Origin of the sequence: Streptomyces sp. XM4193 (assembly GCF_023072595.1) — a bacterium.
Lineage (GTDB): Bacteria > Actinomycetota > Actinomycetes > Streptomycetales > Streptomycetaceae > Streptomyces.
The window spans coordinates 122,579-144,201 of record NZ_JALLGK010000009.1; the positions used below are offsets into that span (position 1 = coordinate 122,579).

18 protein-coding genes are annotated in these 21,623 nt (G+C 71.7%); 7 read left to right on the plus strand and 11 right to left on the minus strand.

Going from position 1 to position 21,623, the window contains the following annotated elements; genetic code table 11:
• Positions 1–38: 38 nt before the first annotated feature.
• Genes MTQ01_RS21470 through MTQ01_RS21485 form a run of 4 tightly spaced genes read right to left on the minus strand, consistent with a single transcriptional unit; the run spans position 39 to position 5,954 of the window.
• Positions 39–1,199: an acyl-CoA dehydrogenase family protein gene (locus MTQ01_RS21470; RefSeq protein WP_247492554.1), complete on the minus strand. Its 1,161-nt coding sequence runs from the start codon at positions 1,197–1,199 to the stop codon at positions 39–41.
• A 5-nt stretch (positions 1,200–1,204) separates the two neighbouring features.
• A complete protein-coding gene (locus MTQ01_RS21475; protein WP_247492393.1) occupies positions 1,205–2,161 on the minus strand; it encodes a hydroxymethylglutaryl-CoA lyase in 957 nt (318 codons plus the stop codon).
• Positions 2,158–4,272 (minus strand): biotin carboxylase N-terminal domain-containing protein, encoded by a 2,115-nt coding sequence (locus MTQ01_RS21480; protein ID WP_247492556.1) that lies wholly within the window; start codon positions 4,270–4,272, stop codon positions 2,158–2,160. Before MTQ01_RS21480 ends, MTQ01_RS21475 begins: the two co-directional genes overlap by 4 nt.
• Before the next feature lie 50 nt (positions 4,273–4,322).
• On the minus strand, positions 4,323–5,954 hold the full coding sequence (locus MTQ01_RS21485) for a carboxyl transferase domain-containing protein (protein ID WP_247492395.1): 1,632 nt from the start codon (positions 5,952–5,954) through the stop codon (positions 4,323–4,325).
• Between the two features lie 87 nt (positions 5,955–6,041).
• Here MTQ01_RS21485 and MTQ01_RS21490 point away from each other — a divergent pair, with 87 nt between their 5' ends.
• Positions 6,042–6,719, plus strand: coding sequence for a TetR/AcrR family transcriptional regulator (locus MTQ01_RS21490; RefSeq protein WP_247492396.1), 678 nt, complete (start codon positions 6,042–6,044; stop codon positions 6,717–6,719).
• Positions 6,720–6,748: 29 nt separating this feature from the next.
• Here the strand turns inward: MTQ01_RS21490 and MTQ01_RS21495 are convergent, their stop codons facing one another.
• The 3 genes from MTQ01_RS21495 to MTQ01_RS21505 form a co-directional block, all read right to left on the minus strand.
• Positions 6,749–7,351, minus strand: a complete 603-nt coding sequence (locus MTQ01_RS21495) for a M23 family metallopeptidase (protein ID WP_247492397.1) — start codon at positions 7,349–7,351, stop codon at positions 6,749–6,751.
• Positions 7,352–7,654: 303 nt separating this feature from the next.
• Positions 7,655–8,842 (minus strand): hypothetical protein, encoded by a 1,188-nt coding sequence (locus MTQ01_RS25015; RefSeq protein WP_282613976.1) that lies wholly within the window; start codon positions 8,840–8,842, stop codon positions 7,655–7,657.
• A 237-nt stretch (positions 8,843–9,079) separates the two neighbouring features.
• Complete coding sequence (locus tag MTQ01_RS21505; protein WP_247492398.1) at positions 9,080–10,120, minus strand: LacI family DNA-binding transcriptional regulator; 1,041 nt, start codon at positions 10,118–10,120, stop codon at positions 9,080–9,082.
• A gap of 269 nt (positions 10,121–10,389) precedes the next feature.
• On the opposite strand from MTQ01_RS21505, the gene MTQ01_RS21510 reads away from it, so the two are divergent.
• From MTQ01_RS21510 to MTQ01_RS21525, 4 genes are all read left to right on the plus strand, one after another.
• Complete coding sequence (locus MTQ01_RS21510) at positions 10,390–11,703, plus strand: extracellular solute-binding protein (RefSeq protein ID WP_247492399.1); 1,314 nt, start codon at positions 10,390–10,392, stop codon at positions 11,701–11,703.
• Between the two features lie 13 nt (positions 11,704–11,716).
• Positions 11,717–12,724, plus strand: coding sequence for a carbohydrate ABC transporter permease (locus tag MTQ01_RS21515; RefSeq protein WP_247492400.1), 1,008 nt, complete (start codon positions 11,717–11,719; stop codon positions 12,722–12,724).
• Between the two features lie 11 nt (positions 12,725–12,735).
• Complete coding sequence (locus MTQ01_RS21520; RefSeq protein ID WP_247492401.1) at positions 12,736–13,638, plus strand: carbohydrate ABC transporter permease; 903 nt, start codon at positions 12,736–12,738, stop codon at positions 13,636–13,638.
• Between the two features lie 84 nt (positions 13,639–13,722).
• Complete coding sequence (locus tag MTQ01_RS21525; RefSeq protein ID WP_247492402.1) at positions 13,723–15,165, plus strand: GH1 family beta-glucosidase; 1,443 nt, start codon at positions 13,723–13,725, stop codon at positions 15,163–15,165.
• Between the two features lie 277 nt (positions 15,166–15,442).
• Here the strand turns inward: MTQ01_RS21525 and MTQ01_RS21530 are convergent, their stop codons facing one another.
• Positions 15,443–15,718: a hypothetical protein gene (locus tag MTQ01_RS21530; RefSeq protein WP_247492403.1), complete on the minus strand. Its 276-nt coding sequence runs from the start codon at positions 15,716–15,718 to the stop codon at positions 15,443–15,445.
• Between the two features lie 215 nt (positions 15,719–15,933).
• Here MTQ01_RS21530 and MTQ01_RS21535 point away from each other — a divergent pair, with 215 nt between their 5' ends.
• On the plus strand, positions 15,934–16,212 hold the full coding sequence (locus tag MTQ01_RS21535; RefSeq protein WP_247492405.1) for a hypothetical protein: 279 nt from the start codon (positions 15,934–15,936) through the stop codon (positions 16,210–16,212).
• A gap of 137 nt (positions 16,213–16,349) precedes the next feature.
• A complete protein-coding gene (gene glmS / locus MTQ01_RS21540; RefSeq protein ID WP_247492407.1) occupies positions 16,350–18,176 on the plus strand; it encodes a glutamine--fructose-6-phosphate transaminase (isomerizing) in 1,827 nt (608 codons plus the stop codon).
• A 322-nt stretch (positions 18,177–18,498) separates the two neighbouring features.
• On the opposite strand, the gene MTQ01_RS21545 is transcribed toward glmS, so the two are convergent.
• From MTQ01_RS21545 to MTQ01_RS21555, 3 genes are all read right to left on the minus strand, one after another.
• Complete coding sequence (locus MTQ01_RS21545; RefSeq protein WP_247492409.1) at positions 18,499–19,386, minus strand: acyl-CoA thioesterase II; 888 nt, start codon at positions 19,384–19,386, stop codon at positions 18,499–18,501.
• Positions 19,387–19,510: 124 nt separating this feature from the next.
• The gene (locus MTQ01_RS21550; RefSeq protein WP_247492411.1) at positions 19,511–20,668 is read right to left on the minus strand and encodes an acyl-CoA dehydrogenase family protein; all 1,158 of its coding nucleotides are present in this window, start codon (positions 20,666–20,668) and stop codon (positions 19,511–19,513) included.
• A gap of 199 nt (positions 20,669–20,867) precedes the next feature.
• Positions 20,868–21,614, minus strand: coding sequence for a class I SAM-dependent methyltransferase (locus MTQ01_RS21555; protein WP_247492413.1), 747 nt, complete (start codon positions 21,612–21,614; stop codon positions 20,868–20,870).
• Between the last annotated feature and the right edge of the window lie 9 nt (positions 21,615–21,623).

Here is a 21,623-nt window from a genome sequence, read left to right on the forward strand (position 1 = left end):
GACGTCCGGTCACGGACGCCCGACCGCCGGGACGGGTGTCAGTCGGTGAAGCCCAACTCCCTTGCGATCAGCATCCGCTGGACCTCGCTGGTGCCCTCGCCGATCTCCAGGATCTTGGAGTCGCGCCACATCCGGGCGACCGGGTACTCGTTCATGAAGCCGTAGCCGCCGTGGATCTGGGTCGCCTCGCGCGCGTTGGTGACGGCGATCTCGGAGGAGTACAGCTTGGCCATCGCCGCCTGCTTCTTGAACGGCTCGCCCGCCACCAGCCGGCTCGCCGCGTCCCGCCAGGCGACGCGGGCGGTGTGGGCGCGCATCTCCATGTCGGCGAGCTTGAACGAGATGGCCTGGTTGGAGCCGATCGACCGGCCGAAGGCGTGGCGCTCCTTGGCGTACCGCACCGACTCGTCCACACAGCCCTGGGCGAGCCCGGTGGCCAGGGCGGAGATGGCGATGCGGCCCTCGTCGAGGATGCGCAGGAACTGCGCGTAGCCGCGGCCCTCCTCGCCGACCAGGTTGGCGGCCGGGACGCGGACGTCGGAGAAGGACAGCTCCCGGGTGTCCGAGGCGTTCCAGCCGACCTTGGAGTACGGGGCGGCGACCGTGAAGCCCGGGGTCCCGGAGGGCACCAGGATGGTGGAGATGCGCGGTGCGCCGTTCTCCTTGCGGCCGGTCACCGCGGTGACGGTCACCAGGCCGGTGATGTCGGTACCCGAATTGGTGATGAAGCACTTGGTGCCGTTGACGACCCACTCGTCGCCGTCGCGCACCGCCGTGGTGCGGGTGCCGCCCGCGTCCGAACCGCAGTCCGGCTCGGTCAGGCCGAACGCGCCGAGCGCCTCGCCCGAGCACAGCCGCGGCAGCCACTCGCGCTTCTGCTCCTCGCTGCCGAACCGGTAGATCGGCATCGCGCCCAGGGAGACGCCGGCCTCCAGGGTGATCGCCACCGAGGAGTCGACCCGGGCCAGCTCCTCCAGGGCGATGCACAGCGCCAGGTAGTCGCCGCCCATGCCGCCGTACTCCTCCGGGAACGGCAGCCCGAACAGGCCCATCCGGCCCATCTCGCGCACGATCTCGTACGGGAACTCGTGCCGCTCGTAGAAGTCGCCGATCTTCGGCGCGACGACGTCGTGCGCGAACTCCTCGACGGTGCGGCGCAGTTCCTCGTGCTCGGTGCTCAGGCGGTGGTCCAGGGACATCGTGGTCACTGCTCCTTGGTGGTGGACAGGGCGCGGACGGTGCGGGACGGGCTGGGACGGCCCAGGCGGTCGGCCATCCACGTGCTGGTGGCGACCAGTCGGTCGAGATCGACGCCGGTCTCGATGCCCAGCCCGCGGAGCATCCAGACCAGGTCCTCGGTGGCGAGGTTTCCGGTGGCGCTCCTGGCGTACGGGCAGCCGCCGAGACCGCCCGCGGAGGCGTCGACGGTGGTGACGCCGTGGCGGAGCGCGGTGAGGGTGTTGGCCAGGGCCTGGCCGTAGGTGTCGTGGAAGTGCACCGCGAGCACCCCGTCGGGCACGCCGGCCGCGTTCAGCGCGGTCAGCAGATCCTCCACCTGGCCCGCGGTGGCGACGCCGATCGTGTCGCCCAGGCTCAGCTCGTCGCAGCCCAGGTCGAGCAACCGGCGGCAGACGTCGACCACTTGGCGGGCCGGCACCGGGCCCTCCCACGGATCGCCGAAGCACATGGACAGATAGCCGCGCACCCTCGCGCCCGAGTCCTTCGCCCGCGCGACCACCGGCGCGAACATCTCCAGCGCCTCGTCGACGGTGCGGTTGAGGTTGGCCCTGGCGAAGGACTCGGTGGCGCTGCCGAAGACGGCGATCTCGCGGGCGCCCAGCGCCAGCGCACGCTCCAGGCCGCGCTCGTTGGGCACCAGCACGGGCAGCCGCACACCGGCCGACGCCGGCAGATCCGCGAGCCCGCCGTACAGCTCCTCCGCGTCGGCGAGCTGCGGCACCCATTTGGGATGGACGAAGCTCGTCGCCTCCACCGTGTCCAGCCCGGCCCCGACCAGCCGGCGGATGAACTCCGCCTTGACGTCGACCGGGACGACGGCCTTCTCGTTCTGCAGGCCGTCGCGGGGACCGACCTCGTGGATGCGCACGCGCGACGGCAGCCCCTCGGCGGGCACGGTCATCGGCAGTCCGGCGGTGCTCATGCGCGCTCCTCCTCGGCCCTCGCGCCCGAACCCGCGGCGCCCGGGCCCGAGCCGGCGGCCTCCGGATCGGCGGCGTCCGGGTGCGTGGCGTCCGAGTCGGTGGCGTCCGGGTCGACCACGGCGAGCACCTGGTCCATCGCCACCGTGCTGCCGGGACGCACATCGAGCTCGGTGACGGTGCCGGCGTGCGGCGCGGAGATGACGTGCTCCATCTTCATCGCCTCGACGATCACCAGCGCCTGCCCGGCCTCGACCGAGTCACCCACCGCCGCCTTGACCACGGTGACGGTGCCCGGCATCGGCGCGGTCAGCGCGTCCGCGCCGTGTGCGCCCGCACCGCCGCGCAGGGCGGCGGCGACCGGATCGTGGTCGACCAGGTGCCAGCCGGCACCCTCGGCGCCGAGCCACCGCTCACCGGTCCCGGCCACATGGTGGTGGCCGAGCATCGTGCCCCGCCACTGCGTCCGCACCCGGCCCTGCTCGTCCGAGGCCAGATGCGCGGCGACGGGCTCGCCCTCCGCGCCGATCCGCACCTCGGTCTCCGGCCCCCGGCCGCGCACCGCGACGGCCACCGGCTCCGCGCCGGGCGCTCTGAAGTGGTACGGGGTCCAGGCGCTCAGACCGTCCAGCCGCCAGCCGGAGGGGACCGAGAACGGGTCCGTCCAGCCCTGACCGCTCGGCTCCAGCGCGGCGTGCCGCAGCAGCGCCGCGGTGGCGTACACCTCGTCCGGAACCTCGGCGGCGACCAGCGACGCCGCGTCCCGGTCGACCAGGCCGGTGTCCAACTCGCCGCTGCGCACGGCCGGATGGTCCAGCAGGGCGCGCAGGAAGCCGGTGTTGGTGTCGACGCCGAGCACGGTCGTCCGCGCCAGCGCGCCGCGCAGGCGTCGCAGGGCGCTCGACCTGTCCGGCCCGTGCGCGATGACCTTGGCGAGCATCGGGTCGTAGGTGGTGCCGACCTCGCTGCCCTCGCTCAGACCGGAGTCCACCCGCACGCCCTCGCCGCCGGGCTCGCGCAGCAGCTGCACGGTGCCGGCCGAGGGCAGGAAGTCGACCCGCTCGCCGCTGGGGCGGGCGGTCTCGGCGCAGATGCGCGCCTCCACGGCGTGCCCGGTCATCCGGATGTCGTCCTGCTGCCAGGGGAGTTGCTCGCCCGCGGCGACCCGCAGCTGCCACTCCACGAGGTCCACGCCGCACACCAGCTCGGTGACCGGATGCTCGACCTGGAGCCGGGTGTTCATCTCCATGAAGAAGTACGAGCGCGCATCCGTCCCGGCGACGATGAACTCGACCGTGCCGGCGCCGCGGTACCCGCACGAGCGCGCCGCCTCGACGGCCGCCGCGCCCATCGCGGACCTGGTCCCCTCGTCGAGGAACGGGCTCGGCGCCTCCTCGATGATCTTCTGGTGGCGGCGCTGGAGCGAGCACTCGCGCTCCCCGAAGTGGACGACGTTGCCGTGGCCGTCCGCCATCACCTGGATCTCGATGTGCCGCGGGCGGTCGACCCACCGCTCCACCAGGAGCGTGTCGTCGCCGAAGGAACCCCGCGCCTCGCGCCGGGCCGCGGCGATCTCCTCGGCGAACAGCGCCGGATCGCGGACCAGCCGCATGCCCTTGCCGCCGCCGCCCGCAGAGGGCTTGAGCAGCACCGGAACGCCCACCTCCGTCGCGGCGTCGATGAGTTGGGCATCGCTGAGGCCGCTGCCCGAGGAACCGGGGACGACCGGCACGCCGGCCTCGCGCACGGTCTCCTTGGCGCGGATCTTGTCGCCCATCAGCTCGATCGCGGAGGCCGGCGGACCGATGAAGACCCGCCCCGACTCCGTCACCGCGCGGGCGAAGGCGGCGTTCTCGGCCAGGAACCCGTACCCCGGGTGCACGGCCTGCGCGCCGGTGCGCTCGGCGGCCTCCAGCAGCCGCTCGACCGAGAGGTAGCTCTCGGAGGCCGCCGCCGGCCCGATGCGCACCGCGGTGTCGGCCTCGCGCACATGGCGGGCGCCGGCGTCCGCGTCGCTGTACACCGCCACCGAGCGCACGCCGAGCCGGCGCAGCGTACGGATGACGCGTACCGCGATCTCGCCGCGGTTGGCGACCAGCACGGTGTCGAACATCCCCTGGGCTCCCTCGGGTCGGGCTTCGTGGTCAGACATGTCCGCGGTCCTCACATCCGGAAGACGCCGAAGCCCTGCGCGGCCTGGTCGCGCGCGGGCAGCGGTGCGTTGGCGCAGGCGGTGAGCGCGAGGCCGACGACCGTACGGGTCTGCAACGGGTCGATCACCCCGTCGTCCCACAGCCGGGCGGTGGCGTAGTAGGCGTTGCCCTGGGTGTCGTACTGGGCGCGGACCGGGTCCTTGAACGCCTCCTCGTCCTCCGCGCTCCACTGCTCGCCGCGCGCCTCCAACTGGTCGCGCTTGACCGTGGCCAGTACGGAGGCGGCCTGCTCGCCGCCCATGACGGAGATCTTGGCGTTCGGCCACATCCACAGGAAACGGGGCGAGTACGCCCGGCCGCACATCGAGTAGTTGCCCGCGCCGTAGGAGCCGCCGACCACCACGGTGAGCTTGGGGACCCGGGCGCAGGCGACGGCGGTGACCATCTTCGCGCCGTGCTTGGCGATGCCGCCGGCCTCGTAGTCCCGGCCCACCATGAAGCCGGAGATGTTCTGGAGGAAGAGCAGCGGGATGCCGCGCTGGTCGCAGAGCTCGATGAAGTGGGCGCCCTTCTGCGCCGATTCGGCGAACAGGATGCCGTTGTTGGCGACGATGCCCACCGGGTGCCCGTGGATGCGGGCGAAGCCGGTGACGAGCGTCTGCCCGTACTCGGACTTGAACTCCTGGAAGCGGGAGCCGTCGGCGATCCGGGCGATCACCTCGCGCACGTCGTAGGGCGTGCGGGAGTCCACCGGCACCGCGCCGTACAGTCCGGCCGGGTCGACCGCCGGCTCCTCGACCGGCTGCACCGACCACGGCAGCGGGCCGCGCTCGGGGAGGGTGGCGACGATGTTCCGCACGATCCGCAGTGCGTGCGCGTCGTCCTCGGCGAGGTGGTCGGTGACGCCGGAGATCCGCGAGTGCACCTCGCCGCCGCCCAGCTCCTCGGCCGTGACGACCTCGCCGGTGGCGGCCTTCACCAGCGGCGGGCCGCCGAGGAAGATCGTGCCCTGCTCGCGCACGATCACCGCCTCGTCGCTCATCGCCGGGACGTAGGCGCCGCCCGCGGTGCAGGAACCCAGCACCGCGGCGATCTGCGGGATGCCGCTGCCCGACATCCTGGCCTGGTTGTAGAAGATCCGGCCGAAGTGCTCGCGGTCGGGGAAGACCTCGTCCTGCATCGGCAGGAAGGCGCCGCCGGAGTCGACCAGGTAGAGGCAGGGGAGGCGGTTCTCCAGCGCGACCTCCTGGGCGCGCAGATGCTTCTTGACCGTCATCGGGTAGTAGGTGCCGCCCTTGACCGTCGCGTCGTTTGCGACGATCACCACCTCGCGCCCGCTGACCCGGCCGACACCGGCGATGACGCCGGCAGCCGGCGCGGCGCCGTCGTACATCCCGTCGGCGGCGAGCGGCGCGAGCTCCAGGAAGGGCGAGCCCGGGTCCAGGAGCGAGTCCACCCGCTCGCGCGGCAGCAGCTTGCCCCGCGCGGTGTGGCGGGCGCGGGCCCTCTCACCCCCGCCGAGCCGTGCCGCGGCGAGCTTCTCCCGCAGTTGCGCCGCCAACTCCCGGTGCGCTTCCTCATGGGTGCGCCACTGCGGGGAGGTTGGGTCGGCGGTGCTGGACAGCGGCGGTGCCTGCTGCATGCCCTGAGCCCCCTTGCTCGTGGTTAATAGGCGTTAACCAATGTCGCAAGGTTAACGTCCACTAACACGGCTGTCTACAATCGTGGGATGAGCAGCGAGACCGGCACGCCCGTCGACCCGGCCGTGCGTTCCGAGCAGGACGAGCAGGACGGGCCGGGGGGTCGGCCCGCACGGCCCCGTACGCGCAGGGAGCAGATCCTCGGCGAGGCCGCGCGGCTCTTCGCCGAGCGCGGCTTCCACGGCGTCGGGGTCGACGAGATAGGGGCGGCGGTCGGCATCAGCGGGCCCGGCCTCTACCGCCACTTCGCCGGCAAGGACGCCATGCTGGCCGAGCTGCTGGTCGGCATCAGCGAACGTCTGCACGACGGCGGCCGGCGGCGGCTGCTCGACCAGGAGGGCTCGGCGCACCCGCCGGCCAGGGCGCTGGACGCGCTGATCGAGGGGCACATCGAGTTCGCGCTCGACGACCGCGCGCTGATCACCCTCCACGACCGCGAGCTCGACCGGCTGCGCGACGACGACCGCAAGCGGGTGCGCCGACTCCAGCGCCAGTACGTCGAGTTGTGGGTCGCGGTGGTGCGCGAGGTCCATCCGTCGCTGCCGGAGGCCGAGGCCCGCACGGCCGTCCACGCGGTCTTCGGCCTGCTGAACTCCACTCCGCACCTCAGCCGCCCCGCGGCACTGCCCTCGCGGCAGAGCACGGCCGCGCTGCTGCACCGGCTTGCCCGGGGTGCCTTCGACTCGGCGGCGCGGGCGTACGGCTGAGGTCCGCGAGGGGCTCGGGCCGCGGCTCCTCAGCCGATTCTGACGCCGCGTGCGGCCAGATACTTGGTGGGGTCGATGTCGGTGCCGTAGTTGCGGGTGGTGCGCACCTCGAAGTGCAGATGCGGACCGGAGACCCGCCCGCTGGCGCCGGTGTTGCCGAGTCGGGAGCCGCCGGTCACCCGCCCGCCGCGGCTGACCTGGAGCGAGGACATGTGGGCGTAGAGGATGAAGTGCCCGTCGTCCATCCTGACCAGCACCGCCTTCCCGTAGTCGCCCTGGTCGCCGGCGATGTCCACGGTGCCCGGCCCGACCGAGAAGAGCGGGGTGCCGGTGTCGACGGCGAAGTCGATCCCGGTGTGCCGGCCGGCCAGCCAGTCGCCCTCGATGCCGTACGCCGCGGAGATCGCGTGCTGCTCGGTCAGCGGCCGGGCCCACCGCCCGCCGGGCGCCGCCTGCGGGCCCGGACCGCCGGCCGCCGTGGCGCGCAGCGGCCGGTTCATCGGCTCGCCGGGGCCCGCCGAGGCCGACTTGACGCAGCCGAGCGCCGGCAGCAGCCCCAGCGCGGCGAGCGCGCCGCCGCGCAGCAGCATTCCGCGTCGGGACAGTGACGGTTCCTCATGGTGCGTGCACATGTGTCCTCCTTGGCGGTGACTTGACTCACTGCGAGGACACGTCAGGGTGCGCGGCGCTGCATCTCCTGGGCGGGGCGACACGCGCCCGAACGGTGTACCGCCGACGGACGCGCCAGCGGCAACCGGTCGGCGCGGGCCCTGAGTTGGCCGGGCAGGGCGTACTGACGGCGGCTCACTCCGTACAGGTGAATGGACTGAACCACTGCGCCCCGCGTTCCGGGTGGGCTTCACGGGGCGTCAGAACGGCGGCCGGGCACGGTCGGTGAGGGCCGGTCAGCCCGTCCCCGACCCGTGCCGGGCGGGTCAGTTGGGGCAGAAGATCCACCAGCAGCCGTCATCGGTCTCGGTGGGCTCCGGCTCCGGCTCCTGCGTCGGCTCCTCGGTGGGGCTCGTCGGCGGGCTGGTGGGGCTGGTGGGCGCCTGCGACTGCGAGGGCTCCGAGGGGCGACCGGTGGGTGAGGAGTCGTCGGGATCGGAGGAGTCCGATGGGTCGGCGGAGTCCGAGGCGCTCGCGCTCGGCGACTCGTCGTCCTCCTCGCCGGTTTCCGAGGCCGACGGACTGCCGGTGCCCGTCGAAGGGGTGTCCCCGGGAGTGACGCTGCCGCTCGGGCCGGTCCCGGACTCGCCGGGCTCGGGTCGGGCGCGCTCGTCGGCGGCCTGCCGGTCGGCGACGTTGTCCGAGGGGGAGTCGAGGCCGGGGATGGCGACGTCGCCGGCCTCCACCGCGACCAGCCCGGCCAGCACGACGGCGGCCAGTACGGCGCCGACGGCTATCCGACGCCGCCGAGCGCCCTGCGAACGCCGGTGCGCGGAACGTCCCGCCGCCCTGCGTCGCGCGGTGCGGTGGCCGACTGCCGTGTCCTGGGCGCCCGTTGACCCGTGGCCGTCCTCTCCGCTGTCGGCACCGTCGCCCCGGCCCGGATCGCCGGACGGGTCCGCGGCGGCGCGACCGGAGGCCGCGGCGGCCCTGCGCGCGGCTCTGCGACCGACCGGCTCGGCCGACTGCCCGGCCCCCTCCGGCCCGGCCCCGTCCGGCCCGGCCCCGTCCGACAGCGCGTCGCCGGGTCGGCCGCGGTCCGGGTGCCCGGTCTCGCGAGGGTGGCCCGCCGCGTACGGGTCCGGGGTGTGCGAGTCCGGGGCGTACGGGTTGCGTTGCGCGGCGCCGTAGGGGTCGGGCTGTCCGGTGCCGTACGGGTCCGGGGCGTGCCCTCCGGCGCCGTACGGGTCGGGCTGTCCGGCGCCGTACTGGGCGTACGTGCCGTGGGGATCGCCGTACCCGTCGGCGGTCCGGCCGCCGTACGCCTCGCCGTACCCGTCGCCGTACCCGTCGGCGGTCCGGCCGCCGTACGCCTCGCCGTACCCGTCGCCGTACCCGTCGCCGTACCCGGCGCTCGGCTGTCCGCCCGGCTGCGCGCTCGCGTTCAGCTGACCGCAACCGGGGCAGTTCAGCGCACCGTTGAGTCGACGCCGGCACAACGCGCAGAAATCCACGGACGCTCCGTCGGGGGTGAGGGGATGGCGGCCACTTTACTGGTCGCGCGGCGCCCTCCCAACGTCCCGGGCACGCCTTTGCACGGGCGTGCAGGCCCTTCCTCCCGGTTGCTGGCGACCGGTGCCAAATGTGCCCCGCCCGCCCTTCCTCGGCCGGTCGCCGCCCGCCCCACTCGGCCCATCTGCCGCCGATCGCCGACCACCTGCCGACGGCTGCCCGCCGCCGGGCGGATGTGCTCAGCTGGACCCGCGCGGGACCAGTTCCGTGGGCAGCAGTCGGTGGCGTGCCGCCGATTCGCCCGTGCGGCCGGCGATCTGATCGAGCAGCAGTCCGGTCATCTCGCGCCCCATCAGTTCCATCGGCTGCCGCACGCTGGTCAGCGGAGGGTCGAGGTGGCGGGCGACCGCGGAGTCGTCGAAGCCGACGAGTGCGACGTCGTCGGGCACCCGGCGGCCGGCTTCGCGCAGCGCCAGCCGCGCGCCCGAGGCCATCAGGTCCGAGGCGCAGAAGACCGCGTCGAGCTGCGGGCAGCGCTCCAGCAGTTCGCCCATCGCCCGGTGGCCGCCCTCCTCGGTGAAGTCGCCCTGTGCGACGAGCCGGGGGTCGCCGGGGTGGCCGCCGTGTCGCAGGGCGGCGCGGTAGCCCTCCAGCCGGCACTGGGCCGCGTACAGATCGAGCGAACCGGTGACGGTGGCGATCCGGCGCCTGCCGCGCGCCAGCAGATGTGCGACGGCGGCTTCGGCGCCGCCCGGGTTGTCGCAGTCCACGTACGGGACCTGCTCGTCCGCGGAGCGGCGTCCGCCCAGCACGGTGGGCATCTCGTACCGCTGGAGGAGCTCGGGGAGCGGATCGCCGGCGTGCATCGAGACCAGCAGCACGCCGTCGATGCGGCGGGCCCTGACGTAACGGGCGAACCGTTCCCGCTCCTTGGGGGTGCGCAGCAGGGTGAGCAGCAGCTGCTTCTCGGTGTCGGCGAGCGCGGTCGCGACGCCGCTGACGGTTCCGGAGAAGTACGGCTCGGCGAAGAGCCGGGTCTCCGACTCGGGGACCACCAGTGCGATGGAGTCGGTGCTGCCGGCCGCGAGCGCCCGCGCGGAGCCGTTGGGCACGTAGCCCAGCTCCTCGACCGCGGCCTGGACCGCCGCCCTGCTCCGCGCGCTGACGGTGGGGGAGCCGTTGACCACGCGGGATGCCGTGCCGCGGCCCACCCCGGCGCGTGCCGCGACTTCTTCGAGGGTGGGTCTGCGGGTGTGCCGGGCCGCGCCGGGAGCCGTCACGGTTTCCTCCTGCCACCTCAGGGATGTGTTCAAGTAATAGAGCAACTAGCGGTGTCTTGACCAGTGTTCGACGCGATCGCCCCACCACCAGCAGGTGTCGCACTTCTACAGGCTTCCTCCATATTCCGGCGGGGTGAAGAGTTTCTGAGCCGTTGTCGCACAGTGTCTTGACACTCTGAAGCCGTTCCGCGAATCTTCAGTCCATCACGCCTGGGAGCGCTCCCAGTGCCCACTCTTCTTTCAATTCCCGTACATCTCGGGAGGACGCAATGCACGGCAGAACCCGCATGGCCCTTCTCACCCCTCGGCTCTCCGCGGTCACCGCCGTGGTCCTGAGCGCGACCCTGCTGGCCGGCTGCGCCGACGACGGCGGCGGCTCGTCCGGCAAGGACGGGGAAGTCACCCTGTCGGTGGGGGTGTTCGGAGTCTTCGGCTACAAGCAGGCAGGTCTCTACGACGCCTACGAGAAGCTGAACCCGCACATCAAGATCAAGGAGAACTCCACCGAGCGCAACGAGGACTACTACCCGGCGCTGCTCAACCGCCTCTCCGCCAACAGCGGTCTGGCCGACATCCAGGCCGTCGAGGTCAACAACATCAACGAGCTGGCCACCATCCAGGCCCAGAAGTTCGTTGACATGTCGAAGGCCGAGGGCGTCGACGGCAAGGACTACCTGCCGTGGAAGTGGGACCAGGCCAAGACCGAGGACGACAAGGTCATCGGCCTCGGCACGGACATCGGCCCGATGGGGATCTGCTACCGCAAGGACCTCTTCGACAAGGCCGGACTGCCCACCGAGCGCGCCGAGGTCGGCAAGCTCTGGGAGGGCGACTGGTCCAAGTACGTCGACACCGGCGAGGACTTCATGAAGGAAGCGCCCAAGGGCAGCTCCTTCACCGACAGCGCCGCCGGCCTCTACAACGGAGCCCTCTCGAGCTACGCCAAGAAGAACTACGACGAGAACGGCGAGCTGATCTACAAGGACAGCAAGGCCGTCAAGGACTCGTGGGACCTGGCGATGCGCGCGGTCGACGGCAAGATGACCGGCAAGCTCAAGCAGTTCGACACCGCCTGGGACCAGGGCTACGCCAACGGCACCTTCGCCAGCGTAATCTGCCCGTCCTGGATGCTCGGTTACATCAAGGAGAAGGCCGGCCCGAAGAACGCCGACCAGTGGGACGTCGCTCCCGCGCCCAAGCCCGCCAACTGGGGCGGCTCCTTCCTGACGGTGCCCGAGGCGTCCAAGAACAAGGACGAGGCGATCAAGCTCGCCGCCTGGCTGACGGCTCCCGAGCAGCAGGCCAAGCTCTTCGAGAAGCAGGCCAGCTTCCCGAGCTCCACGAAGGCGCTGGAGCTGCCCGCGGTCAAGAGCGCGAAGCACGAGTACTTCGACAACGCTCCCATCGGCGAGATCTTCTCGGACGCCGCCAAGGACATGCCCACCGCGATCCTCGGCCCGAAGGACCAGATCATCGGTGAGCAGATCAGCAACGGGATTCTCTCGGTCGAGCAGCAGGGCAAGTCGCCGGACTCCGCCTGGAGCGCCACGACCAAGAAGATCGACGACGTCCTCGACGAGTGACCGGAGCCGATGAATGACCTCCCAGGACATGCGGTCCGCACCCGCCACTTCGGCGGCGGGTGCGGGCACGTCCCCGCCGCGCCCCGACCGGGCGGACGAGCGTGAGAAGCGCAGGGCGGCGCGGCGCAGCAAGTGGTATCAGCGGGACGCCAAGTGGGGCCCGTACGCGTTCATCTCGCCGTTCTTCCTCTTCTTCGCGGCGTTCGGCCTCTTCCCGCTGCTCTACACGGGATGGGCCTCGCTGCACCGGGTCTCGCTGCACTCGCCCACCGAGATGGAGTGGGTCGGGCTGCACAACTTCACCCGGCTCCTCCAGGACGAGTACTTCTGGAACTCGCTGAGCAACACCTTCGTGATCGGGATCATCTCCACGGTCCCGCAGCTGCTGATGGCACTCGGTCTCGCGCATCTGCTCAACTACAAGCTGCGCGGCTCGATGTTCTTCCGCGTCGCGATGCTCACCCCGTACGCGACCTCGGTGGCCGCGGCCACGCTCGTCTTCGCGATGCTCTACGGGCGCGACTTCGGAATGATCAACTGGGGCCTGGGCCTCTTCGGGATCGACAACATCGACTGGGAGGGCGGCAGTTGGACCTCGCAGTTCGCGGTCGCCACGATCGTCATCTGGCGGTGGACCGGCTACAACACGCTGATCTACCTCGCGGCGATGCAGTCCGTGCCGAACGATCTCTACGAGTCGGCGGCGCTGGACGGGGCCTCGCGCTGGCAGCAGTTCATCCATGTCACCGTTCCCTCGCTGCGGCCGACGATCCTGTTCACCGTGGTGATCTCCACCATCGGGTCGACCCAACTGTTCGGTGAGCCACTGCTGTTCGGCGGCTCGCCCTCGGGCGGTGCGTCGAACCAGTACCAGACGCTCGGGCTCTATCTGTACGAGCAGGGCTGGACCAACTTCCACCTGGGCCGCGCCTCGGCGATCGCCTGGATGATGTTCCTGCTGCTGATCGTGATCGGACTCGTCTACTTCCTGGTGGCCAAGCGGCTGCAGAAGAGCCACTGAGGGGGATACGCATGGCTGTACTCACGTCCGCGAAGCCGAAGGAAGAAGCCCCCGGCGAGGGGGACGGCAAGCGGCGCACCCGCGGCAAGGCCGGGCGGCATCTGTACGCCGGCTGGTTCACCTACACGGTGCTCGCGTTCTTCACCGTCGGCTCGCTCTTCCCGCTGGTGTGGACCGCGATCGCCGCCTCCCGGGACAACGCCCGGCTGGCCGAGACACCGCCCCCGTTCTGGTTCGGCGGCAACCTCGGCTCCAACCTCCAGGCGGCCTGGACCGACGCCAACATGGGCAAGGCCCTGATCAACACGGTCTTCGTCGCCGGCACCGTCACGGTCTCGACGGTCCTCTTCGCCACGCTGGCCGGCTTCGCCTTCGCCAAGCTGCGCTTCCGCGGAAGCAACATGCTGCTGCTCGTGGTGATAGGCACCATGATGGTGCCGCCCCAACTCAGCGTCGTGCCCCTGTTCATGGCCATCGCCGAGCTGGAGTGGACCAACCAGCTGCAGGCCGTCATCCTCCCGATGATGGCGAGCGCCTTCGGTGTCTTCTTCATGCGGCAGTACCTGATCAACGCGCTGCCGACCGAGCTCATCGAGGCGGCGAGGGTCGACGGTGCGCACAGCCTCAGGCTGGTGTGGCACGTGGTCTTCCCGGCGGCCCGCCCCGCGATGGCCGTCCTCGGGATGCTGACCTTCGTGCTCGCCTGGAACGAGTTCTTCTGGCCGATGATCGCGCTGACCCAGGACAACCCGACCGTCCAGGTCGCCCTGACGGGACTCGGCCGCGGCTACATCCCGGACCAGTCGGTGATCATGGCCGGTTCGCTGCTCGGCACACTGCCCCTGCTGATCGTCTTCGCCGTCTTCGGCAAGCAGATCGTCGGCGGCATCATGCAGGGCGCGGTGAAGGGCTGACCGAGCCCGTACCCGATCCCACCCCTCCACAAGGAAGTTCACCCTGTCCCCCCTCCGCCCGCCTGCAAAAGGGAGCGCTCTCAGATGACGTACCCGTCCGAATCCCGTATCGAGTTCCCCACCGACTTCCTCTTCGGTTCAGCGACCTCCGCCTACCAGATCGAGGGCGCGGCGCAGGAGGACGGCCGTACCCCCTCGATCTGGGACACCTTCTGCCAGACCCCCGGCAAGGTGCTCGGCGGCGAGACCGGCGATGTGGCGGTCGACCACTACCACCGCTGGCGCGAGGACGTCGCGCTGATGGCCGAACTCGGCCTGGAGACCTACCGGTTCTCCATCTCCTGGCCCCGGGTGCAGCCGACCGGCCGCGGTCCCGCCGTCCAGCGCGGCCTGGACTTCTACCGCAACCTCGTCGACGAGCTGCTGGAGAAGGGCATCACCCCGTGGCTGACCCTCTACCACTGGGACCTGCCGCAGGAGCTGGAGGCCGATCCGGCGGGCGCGGGCGGCGGCGGTTGGCCGGAGCGGGTGACCGCCGAGCGGTTCGCCGACTACGCGACGCTGGTCGCCGAGGCGCTCGGTGACCGGGTCGAGCACTGGACGACCCTCAACGAGCCCTGGTGCAGCGCGTTCCTCGGCTACGGCTCCGGCGTGCACGCGCCGGGCCGCACCGACCACCTGGCCGCGCTGCGGGCCGCGCACCACCTCAACCTCGCGCACGGTCTGGGCAGTCAGGCGCTGCGCGCCGCGCTGCCGGCCCGCGCCAAGGTCGGCATCAGCATCAACTCCGCGTCGGTGCGCGCCGTCTCGAACTCCCCGGAGGACCTGGACGCCAAGCGCCGGGTCGAGGCGCTGGCCAACGGGATCTTCGAGGGCCCGCTGCTGCGCGGCGAGTACGGTGCGGACCTGATCGCCGACACCGCCGAGATCACCGACTGGAGCTTCGTCAAGGACGGCGATCTGGAGAACATCCACCAGCCGCTGGACGCGATCGGCGTCAACTACTACACCCCGTCGCTGGTTTCGGCCGTCTCCGCCGAGCAGGAGGCCTCCCGCCGGGACGGCCACGGCGCGAGCGAGCACTCGCCGTGGCCGGGCGCCGACCGGGTCGCCTTCCACCAGACCCCGGGCCCGGTCAGCGAGATGGGCTGGACGACCGACGCCAGCGGTCTGTACGACCTGCTCAAGCGGTTCGGGCGCGAGGCCGAGGGCGTACCGCTGTACGTCACCGAGAACGGCATGGCCTGCGACGACAAGGTCGGCGCCGACGGCACCGTGCACGACCCGGACCGGATCGACTACCTGCACCGTCATCTGGCCGCCGTCGCCGACGCGCGCGCCGAGGGCGTGGATGTGCGCGGCTACTTCCTCTGGTCGCTGCTGGACAACTTCGAGTGGGCGTACGGCTACAGCAAGCGCTTCGGTGCCGTCTACGTCGACTACGAGACGCAGCAGCGCATCCCGAAGTCCAGCGCGCGCTGGTACGCCGACCTGGTGCGCGAGCGCACCCTGCCGCCGGTCGACTGAGCCGCCCCGGGGCCGAGTCGCCGGACGAGTGAGTCGCCGGACGAGCCCTCGGAACGAGCGAGGGCCCGAACGGCCGATGGTGCCCGGCCGGGCGCCTGTCCCCACGAGGACGGGTGCCCGGCCGGTGCTCGTCCCGCGGCGCAACGGGCGGGCCGGGCGCAACGGGCGGGCCGGGCGGGCCGGGTGCAACGGGCGGAACAAGCGGGCCGGCGGGGGCGATCGCCGGTCGACGGGGAGCTGCCTGCCGGCGGTCGACTGCGTGCGGGACGCCCGTGGTTCACCCGCCGGTCAGCGCAAAGAGCACCCCTGCGGTCAGCAGCAGCCCGAAGGCGAACTTCGCGCCCGCGCCGGGGTATCCGCCGCGTCCCACCCGCCAGACGAGCGCGACCAGCGGCAGCAGCCAGCCGGCCGCGTACAGGCTCCAGCCGACGCCGTGGCCGTCGCCGGAGGGCGGGCCCAGGGCGAAGCACATGGCCGCGGCGACGGTGAAGCAGACCGGCGACGCCCACAGATAGCGCTGAACCGTTTCCTCCAGCACTGCTTCGCGGCCCACCGGCACGCCCTTTCCGTCGGCGCCCCGGTCTCCCGGCCGCGCGCCAAGTCCTGTGCGGCGACGGCCGCGACCTCGCAGCCTCACAGTCGGCCGCGGGTGCGCACATCGTGCTGCCGCAGGAGGGGCACCCCCGCCGTTCGGCGGGTCGAGTGGAATCGTGCCCGAAAGCGGGCAGATTTCTTGCGAAGTCCGATCGCGCTGCGCAGTATCGACAGGTGCTCGAACGCCGCCCGTCGTCCCACGACGACCTCGTCGACCACCTGGTCCGCACCACTCCGCTGCACCGCGGGGAGGCGGCCCGTGTGGTGCTCGACGTACTGGCGTACTTCGACGAGACCATCGAGGAGTACGTGCGCCGGCGCCATCGTGAGTTGCAGTCGCGCGGACTGACCAACCCGGTCATCTTCGAGCGGATCAGCCAGGAGCTCCCGCACCGCGCGGTCGCTCCGCCGCAGCTCTCGCTGCGCCAGCTGCGCCGCCTCGTCTACGGCTGAGTCGGCGTCCACGGCCGCATGCCCGGCCGCGTCGGCCGCAACCCGCCGCGAACGGCCGCGGCGGGACGGCGTACGCTCCGACTCCCGCCGGTCGCCCCGGTGTTCGGGCACACCACGCAACGGACTGGAGAAGCGACATGTGCGGGATCGTCGGGTACATCGGCAGGCGGGACGTGGCTCCCCTGCTGCTGGAGGGCCTCCAGCGACTGGAGTACCGGGGCTACGACTCGGCCGGTATCGCCATTCACGGCGACGGAACCGGCCGCAACGGCGGGCTGCGCACGGCCAGGGCCACCGGCCGGGTGCGCGAACTGGAGGCGCGGCTGCCTAAGCGCTTCACCGGTACGGCCGGTATCGCGCACACCCGCTGGGCCACCCACGGCGCGCCCTGCGACGAGAACGCGCACCCCCACCAGGACGCCGACGGCAGGATCGCCCTGGTCCACAACGGCATCATCGACAACGCCGCCGAGCTGCGCGTCCGGCTGGAGTCCGAGGGCGTGGTCTTCACCTCCGACACCGACACCGAGACCCTCGCCCACCTCATCGCGCGTTCGCAGGCCGAGACGCTGGAGGAGAAGGTCCGCGAGGCGCTTCGGCTGGTCGAGGGCACTTACGGGATCGCCGTGCTGCACGCCGAGTTCCCCGACCGCATCGTGGTCGCCCGCAACGGCTCCCCGGTCGTGCTGGGACTGGGCGAGCACGAGATGTTCGTGGCCTCCGACGTCGCCGCGCTCGTCTCGCACACCCGCCAGGTCATCACCCTGGACGACGGCGAGATGGCCACCATCAAGGCCGACGACTACCGCACGTACACCACCGAGGGCAGCCGCACCGCCGCCGCGCCCGAGACGGTGGACTGGGTCGCCGAGTCCTACGACATGGCCGGCCACGACACGTACATGCACAAGGAGATCACCGAGCAGGCCGACGCGGTCGACCGCGTGCTGCGCGGGCGGATCGACGACCGGTTCGCGACCGTGCGGCTGGGCGGCCTCAACCTCGACGCCAGGGAGGCCCGTTCGGTCCGACGGGTGAAGATCCTCGGCTGCGGTTCGGCGTACCACGCCGGTCTGATCGGCGCCCAGCTGATCGAGGAGCTGGCGCGCATCCCGGCGGACGCGGAGCCGGCCAGCGAGTTCCGCTACCGCAACGCGGTGGTCGACCCGGACACCCTCTACATCGCGGTCAGCCAGTCCGGCGAGACCTACGACACGCTCGCCGCCGTGCAGGAGCTCAAGCGCAAGGGCGCCCGGGTGCTCGGTGTGGTCAACGTGGTCGGCAGCGCGATCGCCCGGGAGACCGACGGCGGCGTGTACGTCCACGCGGGCCCGGAGATCTGCGTGGTCTCCACCAAGTGCTTCACCAACACCGCAGTCGCCTTCGCGCTGCTCGCCCTGCACCTGGGGCGCATCCGCGATCTGTCGGTGGCCGACGGCAAGCGCATCATCGACGGTCTGCGCCGACTGCCCGCGCAGATCGCCGAGATCGTCGCGCAGGAGGCGGAGATCGAGAAGATCGCGGGGGAGTACGCGGACGCGCGGTCGATGATGTTCGTCGGGCGGGTGCGCGGCTACCCGGTCGCGCTGGAGGCCTCGTTGAAGCTCAAGGAGATCTCCTACATCCACGCCGAGGCCTACCCCGCCTCGGAGTTGAAGCACGGTCCGCTTGCGCTGATCGAGCCGGCCGTGCCGACTGTCGCGGTGCTGCCGGACGACGAGCTGCTCGACAAGAACCGGGCCACGCTGGAGGAGGTCAAGGCGCGCCACGGCCGCATCCTCGCCGTCGCCCACCAGGAGCAGGAGCGTGCCGACCACACCGTGGTGGTACCGCGCAACGAGACCGAGCTGGACCCGATCCTGATGGGCATTCCGCTCCAACTCCTCGCCTATCACACGGCGTTGGCGCTGGGCCGGGACATCGACAAGCCGCGCAACCTGGCCAAGTCCGTCACGGTGGAGTGAGCCGGCCGGCGCCGCGCGGACGCCCCTGTCGACGGGCGAGCGCCGCGCGCCGCGCCGCCTCCTCCACCCGAACACCAGGTGTGCTCCACAAGTCCTCTACGAAGCTACTCGTTCGTAGGCGGTGGATTGTGCGTTTGTGCCGGGCATATAGCTGGAGTACGCGCTGCCGGAGGTGGAGGTGACGGTCCACTTCGGGCAGCTCTGCGCCGGCGTTATGGGCGACGCCGGCGAAGGGGAGGCGGCTCCCGGCCCGCGTAGGTGGCACGCGGACCGGGAGCCGTCGCCCATGTCCGGGCCCCGCCCGAGGCACCCGGCGACGCCTTCAGGCGCGCGGCACCCGTACGACGCCCTCCTGGATCACCGAGGCGACCAGCCGCCCGTCCGCGGTGAAGATCCGGCCCTTGCCGAGGCCCCGCCCGCCCTGCGCGGTGGGGGACTCCTGGTCGTAGAGCAGCCACTCGTCCGCCCGGAAGGGCCGGTGGAACCACATGGCGTGGTCCAGGCTCGCGCCCACCACGTCGCCGACCGCCCAACCGCCGCGCCCGTGGGCGAGGAGGACCGAGTCGAGCAGCGTCATGTCCGAGACGTAGGTGGTCAGGCAGATGTGCAGCATCGGCTGGTCGCGTGCGCCGTCGAGCTTGCCGTTGGTGCGGAACCACACCTGGGAACGCGGCTCGCTCGGCCCGTTCTCCGCGGCGACGAACGGCGGGTCCTGCACATAGCGCAGATCGACCGCCGCCCTCGCCTCCAGCAGCCGCCGCGGGATCTGCGGGTCCTGGAAGAGGTGCGCGTGCCGCGGCAGCAGCTCCTCCGCGGTCGCCAGCGACTCCGGCGCGGGAGCGGCCGGCATCTCCTCCTGGTGCTCCATCCCCTCCTCGAACTCCTGGAAGGAGGCGGAGAGATGGAAGATCGGCTGGCCGTGCTGGACCGCGACCACCCGGCGGGTGGTGAAGGACCGGCCGTCCCTGATGCGGTCCACCGTGTAGACGATCGGGGCGCCGGGATCCCCGGGGCGCAGGAAGTAGGCGTGCAGCGAGTGCGCCGGCCGGTCGTCGGGGACCGTGCGGCCGGCGGCGACCAGTGCCTGCGCCGCCACCTGCCCGCCGAACACCCGGGGGACCACGGAGGGGCGGCTGACACCGCGGTAGATGTTCTCCTCGATCCGCTCCAGGTCGAGCAGGTCGAGGAGCGAGTCCAGTGCGTCGGTCATGACGGGAGCCCTTGCGGTTCGTGCGGTGGACGGGTGCGCGCGAGGCGCCCGGGCGGTCCGGGGGCGCGGGCGCCGGGCAGGCGGAGCCCGGCCCGGCGCACACCTCCCCGCCGTGGGACTGCTGCTACAGGCCCATGGACTTGGCGACGATGGAGCGCATCACCTCGCTGGTGCCACCGTAGATCCTGGTCACTCGGGTGTCGGCGTACAGGCGCGCGATCGGGTACTCCCGCATGTATCCGTAACCGCCGTGCAGCTGGAGACACTTGTCGATCACCCGGGCCGCCGACTCGGTGGTGAAGAGCTTCGCGGACGCGGCGTCGGCGACGGTGAGCTCGCCGGCCTCGTGCGCCTCCAGCGCGCGGTCCACGACCGCCTGCATCGCGTCGACGTCCGAACGACAGTCGGCCAGCACGAACTTGGTGTTCTGGAAGGAGGACACCGACTTGCCGAAGACGGTGCGCTCGCGGACGTACTCGGTGGCGAACCGCACCGCGGCGGCGGCCTGGGCGTACGCGCCGATGGCGATGCCGAGCCGTTCCTGCGGCAGGTTGTGGGTGAGGTACTCGAAGCCCCTGCCCTCCTCGCCGAGCAGATCGGCGACGGGCACCCGCACGTCGTTGAAGGAGAGTTCGGCCGTGTCGGAGGTCTTGAGGCCGAGCTTGTCGAGGGTGCGGCCGACGGCGTAGCCCTCGCTGGCGGTGTCCACCACCAGAATGGAGATGCCGCCCCTGCGGTCCTCGGCGGAGGCGGGGGAGGTGCGGCAGCAGACCAGCACCCGGTCCGCCTGGACGCCGCCGGTGATGAAGGTCTTGGCGCCGTTGAGCACGTAGTGGGTGCCGTCGTCCGACAGCTTGGCGGTGGTCTGCATGCCGGCCAGGTCGGAACCGGTGCCCGGCTCGGTCATCGCGATCGCCGTCATCATCTCGCCGGAGACGAACGAGGGCAGCCAGCGCCGCTTCTGGTCCTCGTCGGCGTAGGAGAGCAGATAGGGCAGGCACAGCGCCGTGTGCACGCTGGAGCCGCCGAAGCTCACGCCCGCGCGGGCGCACTCCTCGCTGATCACCGCGTTGAACTTGAAGCCGCTCTCGCCCGCCCCGCCGTACTCCTCGGGGACCTCGATGCCGAAGATGCCCAACTCGCCGAGCTTGCGGTAGAGGCTGCGCGGGACGAACCCCTGCTCCTCCCACTGCGGGTAGTGCGGGACGACCTCGTCGGCGATGAACTGGCGAATGGTCTGGCGGAACGCCTCGTGGTCCTCGTTGAACACAGTACGCCGCATGGATCTCTCCCGGATGACGGTGGCAGCTTGCTCTCGGTGAGCGGCTAAGCGCTTGCTCAGTGAAGCTACCGACCGGTCGCCGCGCTGTCCAGGGCCGACCCCCTGCGCCGGGGCGCGTGCGGGGTGACGGCGCGGCGGGGCGGGGTGCGGACAGCGGTGGGCGCCGGAAGGGAGGGGCGGGCGCCGGAAGGGAGGCGGGTCAGCGCGCGGACGGGAGAGTGCCGACGAAGAGCCCCCGGAGGTTCGGCCAACCCGGGCGGAACTCCACCTCGCAGCCGGCCTCGCGGAAGGCCAGCCGGTACTCCTCCTCGGTGAAGAGGGAGTACGTCTCGTACTCGGTGAAGTCGCGGATGCCCTCGGAGTCCGCGACGGTGTAGCGCACGGTCATCCGCGAGACCCGGCCCTCGCGCACCGAGTGCGAGATCCTGCTGACCGCGCGGTTGCCGTCCTGGGCGAGCGAGGCCGAGACGAACCCGTCGGCGAACTGCTCGGGAAACCACCACGGTTCGACGATCAGCACGCCTCCCGGGGCGAGATGCCGCACCAGCGCCTCGGCCGCCGCGGCCAGTTCCGCCGTGTCCTTCATGTACCCCATGGAGAAGCACAGGCACAGGACGGCGTCGAAGCGGGTGCCGAGGTCGAAGTCCCGCATGTCGCCGGCGTGCACGGTCTGCGCGGGCAGCCGGCTGCGGGCGATCTCCCGCATGCCGGGCGAGAGTTCGAGACCGGCCACCGTTGGGAAGTGCTGCCGGAAGCTCTCCAGATGAGCGCCGGTGCCGCAGGCCACGTCGAGCAGGGACCGCGCCCGGGGCGCCTGCTCCCGGACGATCTCCGCGAACCGGTCCGCCTCGGCCTTCCAGTCGCGCCCGCGCGCGCCGTGCACGAAGTCGTAGATCGCGGCGTGGTCCTCGCTGTACGCCGTCGGCACCCGTGTTTCCGCTGCCATCGCCTCTCC

Excerpts from the sequence above, each read along its gene's own strand:
- MTQ01_RS21515 (WP_247492400.1), top strand. The coding sequence starts at position 11,717 with ATGACCTCCCAGGACATGCGGTCCGCACCCGCCACTTCGGCGGCGGGT.
- glmS (WP_247492407.1), top strand. The coding sequence starts at position 16,350 with ATGTGCGGGATCGTCGGGTACATCGGCAGGCGGGACGTGGCTCCCCTG.
- MTQ01_RS21495 (WP_247492397.1), bottom strand. The coding sequence starts at position 7,351 with ATGTGCACGCACCATGAGGAACCGTCACTGTCCCGACGCGGAATGCTG.
- MTQ01_RS21470 (WP_247492554.1), bottom strand. The coding sequence starts at position 1,199 with ATGTCCCTGGACCACCGCCTGAGCACCGAGCACGAGGAACTGCGCCGC.
- MTQ01_RS21490 (WP_247492396.1), top strand. The coding sequence starts at position 6,042 with ATGAGCAGCGAGACCGGCACGCCCGTCGACCCGGCCGTGCGTTCCGAG.
- MTQ01_RS21485 (WP_247492395.1), bottom strand. The coding sequence starts at position 5,954 with ATGCAGCAGGCACCGCCGCTGTCCAGCACCGCCGACCCAACCTCCCCG.
- MTQ01_RS21480 (WP_247492556.1), bottom strand. The coding sequence starts at position 4,272 with ATGTTCGACACCGTGCTGGTCGCCAACCGCGGCGAGATCGCGGTACGC.
- MTQ01_RS21545 (WP_247492409.1), bottom strand. The coding sequence starts at position 19,386 with ATGACCGACGCACTGGACTCGCTCCTCGACCTGCTCGACCTGGAGCGG.
- MTQ01_RS21525 (WP_247492402.1), top strand. The coding sequence starts at position 13,723 with ATGACGTACCCGTCCGAATCCCGTATCGAGTTCCCCACCGACTTCCTC.
- MTQ01_RS21510 (WP_247492399.1), top strand. The coding sequence starts at position 10,390 with ATGCACGGCAGAACCCGCATGGCCCTTCTCACCCCTCGGCTCTCCGCG.
- MTQ01_RS21475 (WP_247492393.1), bottom strand. The coding sequence starts at position 2,161 with ATGAGCACCGCCGGACTGCCGATGACCGTGCCCGCCGAGGGGCTGCCG.
- MTQ01_RS21555 (WP_247492413.1), bottom strand. The coding sequence starts at position 21,614 with ATGGCAGCGGAAACACGGGTGCCGACGGCGTACAGCGAGGACCACGCC.
- MTQ01_RS21550 (WP_247492411.1), bottom strand. The coding sequence starts at position 20,668 with ATGCGGCGTACTGTGTTCAACGAGGACCACGAGGCGTTCCGCCAGACC.
- MTQ01_RS21520 (WP_247492401.1), top strand. The coding sequence starts at position 12,736 with ATGGCTGTACTCACGTCCGCGAAGCCGAAGGAAGAAGCCCCCGGCGAG.